7 protein-coding genes are annotated in these 10,715 nt (G+C 67.2%); 2 read left to right on the forward strand and 5 right to left on the reverse strand.

Going from position 1 to position 10,715, the window contains the following annotated elements:
* Window positions 1-57: 57 nt before the first annotated feature.
* Genes A5780_RS36655 through A5780_RS36665 form a run of 3 tightly spaced genes read right to left on the reverse strand, consistent with a single transcriptional unit; the run spans window position 58 to window position 3,507 of the window.
* Window positions 58-1,542, reverse strand: a complete 1,485-nt coding sequence (locus tag A5780_RS36655; protein ID WP_064911304.1) for an aldehyde dehydrogenase family protein — start codon at window positions 1,540-1,542, stop codon at window positions 58-60.
* On the reverse strand, window positions 1,539-2,906 hold the full coding sequence (locus A5780_RS36660; RefSeq protein WP_064911305.1) for a glutamine synthetase family protein: 1,368 nt from the start codon (window positions 2,904-2,906) through the stop codon (window positions 1,539-1,541). Before A5780_RS36660 ends, A5780_RS36655 begins: the two co-directional genes overlap by 4 nt.
* The gene (locus A5780_RS36665; protein WP_063010691.1) at window positions 2,896-3,507 is read right to left on the reverse strand and encodes a hypothetical protein; all 612 of its coding nucleotides are present in this window, start codon (window positions 3,505-3,507) and stop codon (window positions 2,896-2,898) included. Before A5780_RS36665 ends, A5780_RS36660 begins: the two co-directional genes overlap by 11 nt.
* Window positions 3,508-3,655: 148 nt before the next feature.
* Here A5780_RS36665 and A5780_RS36670 point away from each other — a divergent pair, with 148 nt between their 5' ends.
* Both A5780_RS36670 and A5780_RS36675 read left to right on the forward strand, forming a co-directional pair.
* Entirely contained in the window at window positions 3,656-4,612 is a 957-nt protein-coding gene (locus A5780_RS36670) for an alpha/beta hydrolase (protein ID WP_064911307.1), read from the forward strand.
* 783 nt (window positions 4,613-5,395) lie between these two features.
* Window positions 5,396-6,487: a dihydrodipicolinate reductase gene (locus A5780_RS36675; protein WP_231983211.1), complete on the forward strand. Its 1,092-nt coding sequence runs from the start codon at window positions 5,396-5,398 to the stop codon at window positions 6,485-6,487.
* A gap of 78 nt (window positions 6,488-6,565) precedes the next feature.
* On the opposite strand, the gene A5780_RS36680 is transcribed toward A5780_RS36675, so the two are convergent.
* Window positions 6,566-7,357: a S9 family peptidase gene (locus tag A5780_RS36680; RefSeq protein ID WP_064911308.1), complete on the reverse strand. Its 792-nt coding sequence runs from the start codon at window positions 7,355-7,357 to the stop codon at window positions 6,566-6,568.
* Between the two features lie 31 nt (window positions 7,358-7,388).
* The coding region (locus A5780_RS36685; RefSeq protein WP_156769754.1) for a tryptophan 2,3-dioxygenase family protein at window positions 7,389-10,715 on the reverse strand (3,327 nt) is incomplete at its 5' end.

Consider the following 10,715-nt stretch of genomic DNA (forward strand, 5'->3'; position numbering starts at 1 on the left):
CGCGGGCCGAGGCTCGTGGCTTCGACCCGCACCGCCGACGGCCGACGGGGGAGCGCCCTACAGGGCGATCCAGGTCGTCTTCAGCTGGGTGTACTTCTCCAGCCCGTAGGTGCCCTTGTCGGCACCGTTGCCGGACAAATTCCGGCCTGCGAACGGAGTCGACGGCACGCCTTCTTCGTACGAGTTCACCCAGACGTTCCCGGCGTCGAGTCCGCGGGCCATCCGGTGGATTCGCGAGACGTCACGGGTCCACACCGACGCGCCCAGCCCGAAATCGGTGTCATTGGCGAGGCGGAGCGCTTCGTCCTCGTCCCGGAAGGGCTGGATGCACACGACCGGCCCGAAGATCTCCGCGCGGGTGATCTGCATCGACGGGTTGGTGTCGACGAACACCGTCGGCGTGACCAGGGAGCGCTCCTCGTCGAGGGCCTGCTCACTGCCCGTCAACAGCGTGGCTCCTTCGCGCACACCGGATTTGACGAATTCGAGCACGGTGTCGCATTGGTTGCGGCTGCTGAGTGGGCCGAGCACGGTACCCGGGTCGAGCGGATCGCCGATCGTGAGCGTCGAAACCTGATCACACACGCCCGCGACCACCTCGTCGTACACCGACTGCTCCACGAACAGCCGCGACCCGGCGGTGCACATCTGCCCGGTATTGAAGGTGAACGCCCATGTCGCGGTGCGAACGGCCTGCTCGAGATCGGGTGCGTCGGCGAAGATGATGTTCGGCGACTTTCCGCCCAGCTCGAGAGACACCGGCTTGCCGTTGGATACCGCGGAGTCGCCGAGCAGCCGCAGGCCGACCTCGGTCGAGCCGGTGAACGTCACACACGCCACGGAGTGGTGCCGGCTCAGTGCCGTGCCGACCGTCGCGCCGCGTCCGGTGACGACCTGAAGCACCCCGTCGGGAAGCCCGGCGAGACTGCTCAACTCGGCCAGCCGCAGTGACGAGGCCGAGGTCTGCAACGCCGGCTTGAGGACGACGCTGTTTCCGGCCGTCAGCGCCGGCGCCAGCTTGAGCATGGCGAGGCTGATCGGGAAGTTCCACGGCGTGATGGCTGCCACGACGCCCAGCGGCTCGCGCGTCACCAGCGCCACGGCGTCCTGGAGGCCCCGCGGTGAGTCGTCCATCAGCTTGTCCGCCAGCTCGCCGTACCAGCGGAGGTTCCGCACGGCGGAGGCGACCTCGAAGTCGCGGGCCTGGTGGACCGGCTTGCCCATCTCCCGGGAGATCAGCACGGCGAGTCGATCGGCATCACGTTCGATCAGGTCGGCCCAGGCGATCAGGATGCGGCCACGTTCCGTCGGCGCCATCCGCGACCACACACCGCTGTCGAACGCGGCACGGGCGTTCTTGACGATGCGATCCACATCTGCGGGGGCGGCCGACGGCACGGCGGTGAACTGTTCGCCCGTCCACGGATCGCGCAGCGGGAGGGTCTCGGCATCGGCCGCATCGGTCCACGCCCCGCCCTCCCACATCCCGAAGGAAGTGGGGACGGCGGCGGCCAGGGCACGCAGGTGTTCGTCGCCGGTCATGCGAGTTCGAAGTAGCGCAGGAACTCCCAGACCGACAGCTGGGCGTCGTCACGCTCGGCTTCGGTGTGGAACGACAGCCATTCCCAGCGGCGATGACCGACCCAGTAGTCGACGAATTCGTCACCGAGATACCGGCGCAGCTGATCGTCGGCATCGAGCGCGGCGACCGCGTCGTAGAGGTTCTTCGGAACCGCGGGCACGCTACCGGGCACCAGCGCCCAGGCCATCTGCTCGAACGGCGCGGGCGGCGGTGTCTTCTCGTCGAGTCCCAGCAAGCCGCCGGCCAGGAACGCGGCCAGCGTGCAGTACATGTTGGAGTCGGCGGACGGCAGGCGGTACTCCAGGCGGGTGGCGGAGTTGTCGGCCGGCACGGCGCGAACGGCACAGGACTTGTTCGCGACGCCCCACGTCTGAGTGGTCGGCGGCCCTTCGAGCTCCATCAGCCGCCGGTAGGAGGTGATGGTCGGCAGGGCGAAGCTGGTCGCCGCCTCGAGCGTCGCCATCACGCCACCGATGAAGTGCCGCATGCGCTCGCTGGGCTCGCCGGGCTTGTTCGCGTCGAAGAAGATGTTGCCGTTCTCGTCGCTGACCGAGACGTTGAGGTGGGCGCCTTGGCCGTACGCCGCGGACCACTTCGACATGAAGGTGATCGACCGGCCCAGCGAGTAGGCGACCTCGCGCATGACCTGGCGGGCGCGCGCCCACCGGTCCGCGGCGGTCACCGGATCGGCGGGGGCGATGTTGAATTCGATCTGACCGCTGGCGGCCTCGTCGGAATATGCCTCCCAGGGAATTCCGATCTCGTCGAACCGGGCGACGACGGCCTCCACGTACTCCACGTAATCGGGAGACTTCGCGTGCACGAGCGCGGCTCCGGCGTTGCCGCCGAGCGGCGTGAGGTTCTGGTACTGCTGGGCGCGCGCCTGATCGATGGACTCCTGGAAGACGGTCGCTTCGATCTCGACGCAGGCCAGGATGCTCAGACCGCGCTCCGCGTACGCGGCCGTGATGCGCTTGAGCGCCTGGCGGGGGTCTGCCCCGATGGGTTCACCCTGCAGGGTCCAGAGGTCGCCGATCACCGAAGCCACGCCCGGCTTCCATTCGACCAGCGTGCTCTCGTCGGGCCGGAGCTCGATGTCGGTCATCGTGCCGTTGCGCCGCCACTCCGGGAAGCCGAAACCGAGCGCGGAGTTGTTGTTCAGGTCCAGACCAAGGGCCAAGTCGGGCAGCGCGATGCCCTTCTCCCGGCACGAGCGGTACTTCGCCGGTGAGAGCGTCTTGCCGATCAGGACGCCGTCCTGGTTGGTCGCCTCGACGCGCACGCGCGACACCGAGGTCAATTCTTCGAAACGGTCAGAGCTCACCGCACACCACCTTCAGGTTGGCGCCGATCAGCGCCGAGAGATCGGACATAGAACCCTGCAGCGCGAGTTCACCACCCTCGAGTTCTTCTATGACCAGCGAACGGCCACCGAACATGCGTGACAGGGCGGCCGACGAACCGACGAACGTGTAGCCGGTCGCGGCGTCGCCGAAGGACGCGAATTCGTTCGCATCGAAGCAGTAGAGGTTGAGGCCGGGCGGCATGCCCCGGACCGCGCTCACGCGCTCCCAGAACGTCTCCGCGGCCGAACGCCAGTCGACGTCGGGTCCGGACAGCAACACCTGGACCTCTTTCGCGAAGCTGCCCAGCGCCTCGCCCTCCACCTCGGCCGGCGCCGGATCGGGCCACCGCACATCCCAGGTGAGGACCGGCTCCGCGCCGCTGTCGGCGGCAACGGTGACCTCCGAGCCGGCGAAGGTGACGAAGGCCTTCTGGGCGTCGGTGGTCGAAGACAGGCGGACCGTCCTGACGTCGTCGGTCGCGGTGAATGTCGCACCACGGGCAAACGCGTCGCGAAGACGCCGCGCCACCGACAGAACCATCGGGGTGGGGCGGTCTATCACCGCCACATTGCCTGTCACCGCGTGACTCGTTGATTCGGACATGTCTGCCTCTCTGCAGCTGTGGTCATGTGACTTAATCATGTGATCTAATCGGGTGTCCTGTCAATACCCGCGACCCGCTTCGTGCGCCGAAGCGAGGTGGTAGGTGGCCTGGAAGGAAGCTCGAATGGGCCTGTCCGTCACCGCGATGCTCGACCTGCTCGACGAGGACGCGCGCGCGTTCGCACAAGCGCTGCTCAGTCAGGCGCCCCCACCTCCGTACGCCCGGTACGGGGTGGAAGGCGTGCGGTCGATCTTCGATACGGTCGACGCGGCTCGGCAGCCGATACGTCCCGTGCACAGCGTCGAAGAGCGAACCGTCGACGGGCCGGGCGATCCGCTCCGAGTCCGTTGTTACCGGCCTTCGTCCGCGCTCGGACTGCCGGTTTCGATCTACATCCACGGCGGCGGGTTCGTCGTGGGGACGTTGAACGGCGCGGATGATGTGTGCAGGTCGCTGTGCGTCGAGGCGGAGTGCGTCGTCATCTCCGTCGAGTACCGGCGCGCTCCCGAACATGTCTTCCCCGCGGCCGCGGACGATTGCCTCCGGACCTACGAGTGGGTGCGGCGAGAGGCCGAGTCACTCGGGGTGGACCCGTCCCGCATCGCGCTGGCCGGTGACAGCGCCGGTGGCAACCTTGCGCTCTCGGTCTGCACGGCCGCGGCCGAAGCCCGCCGCGCGATGCCGAGAGCGCTCGTCCTGGCCTACCCCGCGACATCCAACGCCCACGCGGGCCCGTCCTGGGAGGTCTTCGAGCACGCGCCGGTCCTCTGCAAAACCGACGCGCTGTGGTTCTGGTCGAACTACGCCGCGGACGGCGAAGCGGATCCGCGCGCTGTGCCCATCCTGTCCGATACGCTGCACGCGCTGCCGCCGACTTTGCTGGTGGCGGCCGAGGTGGACGTGCTGAGGTCGGATTACGAGCATTTCGCCGCGACGGCGTCGCGCGCCGGCGCCGAGGTGGAGGTCCGCCAGTACGACGGTGTCCCACACGGCTTCTTCACCGAGGTGGCTTTCATCGGCAAGGCCAGGCGCGCTGTTGCCGACGCGGCGCATCATCTCCGGACGCACTTCGCCCACTGAGCCGCATCGCCCGTGGTCGCGGGCGAGACCGGCTCCCGCCCAGCGATGAGCGCACCGATCCCGCCCGGAATCATCCGGCTGTTCGGGATCGGGCGCTGGGTCCGGTCATTTTGGTGACCTCGGTGGGTCCGGTCCAACCGCAGGGGAGCCCGCACGTTCCGCGTGTGGTTACGGTTGTCCTGCCGTCGGCATAGTAGGTGACATTCATGAATGCGTTTGCGGCATAACCACATTCGGGGCAGGAGCCGAAGTGGTCGAGCACTTCCCGCGTTTGTTGCCCTACGACGAGCGTCGACAGCGTTGATGCTGCACCGGCCGTCCGGCTGGGGTCTTCCATATCGATATCCCTCGTTGTTCCTGTTCTCGATGGCCGTTGCGTCCTCGCGCACGCCGGGCGGAAAAGTTCAGCTCGCAGGATCGTGAAACAACCGCTCACACGGAAGGCGCGGTAAAAGGTCGTTCTGCCACCCATGACGCGCTTGCTGTGAAACCGGACGAAGGCGTCGGATGAAGGCCGACGTGGTCGCCGGAATACTCATGCGACTAAGTCATATGATCATCGAGAGTAGCCAAAGCAAATGACACGGGTCAACACCTCGGAACGTGCCGCGTTCGAAGCGAATGCTGCGCTTCGGCGACGTCTGATCAACTGATAAAGTCAAATGAATCAGTCGTCTGATTCGCGATCTGGGCCTGCTCGCGTCCACCACGAGGCGACCGCCGAGGAGCTCGAGAAGCTGCACGGGCATGCGTGACCTCACACCCAACTCAGAAAGGAGTGCCATGAGCGCTCTGGCAACCCTCACGTACGAGCAGTTCGCCGAACGCATGATGCGGGCTGAGCGGGTCGGGCTGGAGGTGGTGGTCGTCGGTCTCGGCGCTACCGGTCTCGCCATCGTCGAATCCCTCGTCCCCCGCGAGGATTGCGTGTTGGTGGGGGCGCTGGATATCCGGCCGGCGCTCTCGGGCGTCGATCTGGTGTCGCTGGTCGCGCGCGCACCCGCGGTGCCGGTCGTCTCGTCGGCCGCGGAGCTGCCGCGCGCCGATGTGGCCGTCGTCGCCACGTCGTCGTGGCTGGAGGGAATCGAGCCCACGATCACGGCGCTCCTCGAGCGGGGGATGAACGTGGTCTCCATCTGCGAGGAGCTTCGCGAGCCGAGCCTGAGCCACCCCGAGATCGTGGCTCGCCTCGACCGGGTCGCGCGGGAGCACGGCGTCTCCGTACTGGGCACCGGCTGCAACCCCGGCATGCTGATGGACACGCTGCCGCTGGTGCTCAGCGGGCTCACCGCCGAGGTCCAGCGCGTATCGGTGCGTCGGACCGCGGATATGAGTCGCTACGGCGCCATTCTGCAGAAGTTCGGCCTCGGGCTCACCCCGGACGAGTTCGACGCGCGGCAGCGGTCGGGCCGGGTGATGGGGCATGTCGGATTCGACCAGAGCATCGCCGCGCTGGCGCGTGGCCTCGAGTGGGAACTCGACAGCATCGAGGTGGACCCCGTGGAGCGTCACCTCGTCGCGGGCGCCGACAGGGCGGGCGAGCACGTCGCCGTCCCGGCAGGCACCGTCGCGGGCGTCGTCCATCGGGCGCGGGGAATTCGGGCCGGCGAGCCGGTCATCGAATTCGCCACGCACTTCGGCATTTTCGAGCCCGACGACGATGTGGCCCGCGGTGATTCCCTCACCCTCGTCGGCCGCGAGCAGACTATCGAGGTGATCGCACCGGGCGGCTACGAGAGTTTCCTGTCGACAGTGGCCATGGCCTGCAACGCTGTGTCCGCGGTCGTCGCGGCCGAGCCCGGCTTCCGCACCATCCTCGACCTCCCGGTCTCCGCCCTCGCCAGCAAGGGCGCCCGCGCGACGCGGACGTCCTGAGCACCCGGCGCGCCCCGCTTCGGGATGGAAGGGCATCGGGCACAGGTCATTCGGCGGGTTGCGAGGGGGTGGCGAGCTTCAGCGCGCCAAATCCATGACCGCCGCGCGGCAGGCCGCCCACGCGGAGGACGTGACGTCGATGAGTGCGTAGTGGTCGGTGCCCGGGAGCACCAGTAGCCGGGAGTCGTCCCCGGCATGTCGGGCTGTGGCGACGAAGCGCTGCGACTGGCTGAGTGGCACGTCGTCATCGGCGGTGCCGTGCACGCACATCGAGGGGACGCCCATCGGAAGCAATGCGCTGGGACAAGCCAGCGACCGGGCCGCGGGGTCGTCGGCCCAGGCGCCCAGGAAGTTTCGGATGGCTCCGGAGCCCAGGTCCTCCTTCAGCGCGAGCTCGAGGTCCAAAACTCCTGCCTGGCTGACGAACCCGGTCAGCGGCACAAGGGGCGAGGCTCCGGGAGAATCGGCGGGCAGCGATCCTCGACCGGCCAGCCAGCCGGCCAGCTGACCTCCCGCCGAATGCCCGATCGCGACGACTCGTGACAGGTCGAGACTGCCGACTTCCAGGGTCCGGCCGATCGTGGCGAGCCGGTCGACGGCGGCGGCAACGTCGAGACAGGTGGCCGGCCAACCGCCGCCGCCGCGGTCCGGGTCGCCGCCCACTCTCCGATATTCGATGTTCCAGGCGGCGAAGCCGTGTCGTGCCAGATCCTCGGCCGGCTCGGAGGTCAGGTCGGCACCGTAGGCCGTTCGCCAGAATCCGCCATGGATGACCACGGCAACGGGCCAGCGGCCGGGGCAGTCGGGAAGGCCGAGCGTGCCGTGCTGGCTCGGGTGGGTGCCGTAGCGCACCAACGCACGTGTCGGCATTCCACACCTCTCTCAGAGCGACCAGCGAGCCCTACGACGGCCGCGAAGAATCACGCAAGCGATCGATCAGGAAGCCGAGCCCGACAGTGCCCCCGGTGCCCCGGCTGTTGCCGATGAAGCGGCGGACGACGTCCAGATGGTTCAGTCGCCAGCGCGTGAGGCCGGCGATGAACACATCGAGCTGCGCGCCCAGATAGCGGCGCTGCCGGCGGTGGGTGCTGTCGTCGTCGTGCCGGTCGGCCACGATCTCCAGCAGAGCTGCCACGGGAGCGTGGCGAACGCCGGCCAGCAAGGTCGCCAACTGGTCCGACTGTGCCGCGCTCACTCCCTGCAATCGAGGCCGGAACTGCTGGAAGGCGTCCACCGCGAGATGCTGTAGGGCGCTCTCTGTCGTCAGCATCAGTTCGAGCACGGCATTGGCACGCTTCAACCGATCGACCGCGTTGTCGAACTCCGCCAGACGGGCGGACTGCAGCGCGAGCTCGAGGTCGAGCAGGATCTGCGAAACCCACAGTTCGGAGGTCTGGTGGACGACCAGGAAGTACCTCTCGTCGCTCCAAGCAAAACGGTCGTCGCCCGCGAACAACGGCTGAACAGCGCCGAGCAGCTCGTCGAGGTGAAGGTAGTCCGCGTAGCTGAGACGCTTTTTCCCGGGCTTGTTCTCGGCCTTCTTCTCGGCATCGACGTGCTGACTCTGCTGCGCGGGAGCGGTATCGGAAGGTGTCGACGTGGTCCCACCGTGTCGCACATACGCGCAGATACCACCGAGGGCTTCGAACCACAGCCGGCTGAGCTCCGTCATCGCCGCGCGATCGAGCTTGGATGGCGCCCATGTCCACTGGGCGTGCAGGCGCGGGCCGCCGTCGCTGTCGACGGTGACCGCATTGACGGCCGCGGTGTGCGCCAGTGGCATTGCGCGACCGGCGTTGCCGTTGTCGGTGAACAACGAACCCCAATAGCCGAGCCGCCAGACATCATCCTCAGCCGAAGCGTCGAGCACCGGCACGCCCAGGCGCCCCAGATAGTTGAATCCGATCGGCGGGTCGGAGCCGCCCAGGTCGACATCGGTGTTCAGGTAGCGCAGCAGACCGTAGGTCACTGGGTTCGGGAGCGCACGAAGTTGCTCCTCGGCGTCACGGATCACCACACCCAGCGCTGTCTCGCCGGCCGCTACCTGCGCCCACGAGAGCCCACCCACCGCCAGCGACACCGGGTATTTGGTCGTGAACCATCCCACGGTGCGCGACAGGTCGACATCGGGGGCCAGCTCCTCCTCGCGCCCGTGGCCCTCGACGTCGATGCCGATCGGCGTGCTGCCGCTGCCCGAAAACTCCGTCCACGCCAAGGCGTACGCGATCAGCAGGATCTCGTGTACCCCGGCATCGAACGCGGCCGGCACCTCACCGAGGATCGTGCGGGTGGTTTCGGCGTCCAGTGACACCTCCATGTGCTCGGCGGTGGCGAACGTATCCTCGGGCTGCACCGGCGGGATCGCGGCGGGGATCGCCGCCACCTTCCTCCAAGCGGCCGCCTGCCCGGCGATTTCCGGGCGGTGCGCGTACTCGGCCAGCAGCGATGCCCACCGGGCGAACGACGTCCCGGCTGTCGGCAACGTGACCTGTTGCCCCGCACGGTGTTGCGCCCAGGCGATGTTGAGGTCGTCCAGCAGAATCCGCCACGAGACCACGTCGACGGCCAGATGGTTCACTATCAGCACCAACTGGCGGGTGGACGCAACCCACAGCGCGCTGAGCATCACCCCGGCGGCCGGATTCAACCGAGATTGCGCCTTCGTCAGCTCCTCATCGGACAACTCGTCGACCGCTTGCAGACAAGCGCTCGCATCCACCGACCCCGCCTCGGGCACCCGCAGCGACCACCCACCGGCGCCGTCGTCGTCGACGCGGAGCCGCAGCATGGCATGCCGATCCAGCAAGGCCTGCACCATCACCACCACGTCGGTCTCGGTGACCTCCGCGGGCGCCTGCAGCAACGCCATCAGATTGAACTGCTCGATCGGGCCGTGAACACTGTGCAGCCAGCGCATGATCGGGGTCGCGACCACCTGCCCGACACCGTCGTCGATCGGGCCGTCGGCACTGCCGGCCGCCTCCGCCACCTCGGCCAGGCGTGCAACGGTCTGCTCGACGAAGATATCGCGCGGCCTGAACACGAGACCGGCCGTTTGGGCCCGCGCCACCACCTGCATCGATGAAATGCTGTCTCCGCCGAGGTCGAAGAACGAGTCGTCGATGCCGACGTGGTCGAGTCCGAGTGTGTGGGCGTAGATGGTGGTGAGGATTTCTTCTGTGGGATTGGTGGGGGCACGGTATTTGCCGGTGGTGTATTCGGGTGCCGGTAGGGCGCGGGTGTCGAGTTTGCCGTTGACGGTCAGCGGTAGTGCGGGAAGAGTCATGATTGCGGCGGGGATCATGTAGGTGGGGAGTTGTCGGGTGAGTCGGTTGCGTATGTCGGTGGGGTTTGCGGTGCCGGTGATGTAGGCGACGAGGCGTTTGTCTCCGGGGTGGTCTTCGCGGGCGATGACGGCTGCTTGTTCGATGCCGTCGAGTTGTGTTAGGGCGGTGCGGATTTCGCCGCATTCGATGCGGTAACCGCGGATTTTGACTTGTTCGTCGGCGCGGTCCACGTAGTGGAGTTGGCCGTCGCTTCCCCAGCGGACCAGGTCTCCGGTGCGGTACATGCGTGTGCCGGTTCCTCCGAACGGGCAGGGCACGAACCGCGTCGCGGTCAACGTGGGTCTGCGCCAATACCCGCAGCTGACTCCGTCACCGGCTACATACAACTCGCCGGGCACACCCACCGGAACCGGCCGTAGCCGTTCATCCAGCACGAAGAGTGCTGCTGTGGATACCGGTGAGCCGATCGGTGGTGTTCCGGATTCAGGTGTCAAGGGTGGGGTGAGGGTGACGCACATGGTGGTTTCGGTGGGTCCGTAGCCGTTGATGACTGTGTGTTCGGGTGCCCAGCGGTCTACTACCTGGGCGGAGCAGGTTTCACCGCCGAGTATCAGTGTCAGAGGTTCCAGGTCGTGTGGCGTGAGCATCGCTGCGGCGGTGGGTGTTTGGGTCAATACCGTGACGTGTTCGGCAGCGAGGATGTCGTGGAAGTCGTTGGGGGAGAGGGTGATCGAGTCGGGTATGACGACCAGTCGTCCGCCGTGGAGTAGCGGGCTCCAGATTTCCCATACCGAGACGTCGAAGGCGAGTGAATGGCATTGTGCCCAGACTTGTTTCGCCGCGGGTGTGGGGCTGGTGTTCAAGGTTGTCAGTAGTTGGGTGACGTTGTGGTGGGTGGTGGCTACGCCTTTGGGGGTCCCGGTGGTGCCGGAGGTGTAGAT

It is taken from the genome of Nocardia sp. 852002-20019_SCH5090214, assembly GCF_001665865.1.
GTDB classification, from domain to species: Bacteria; Actinomycetota; Actinomycetes; order Mycobacteriales; family Mycobacteriaceae; genus Nocardia; species Nocardia nova.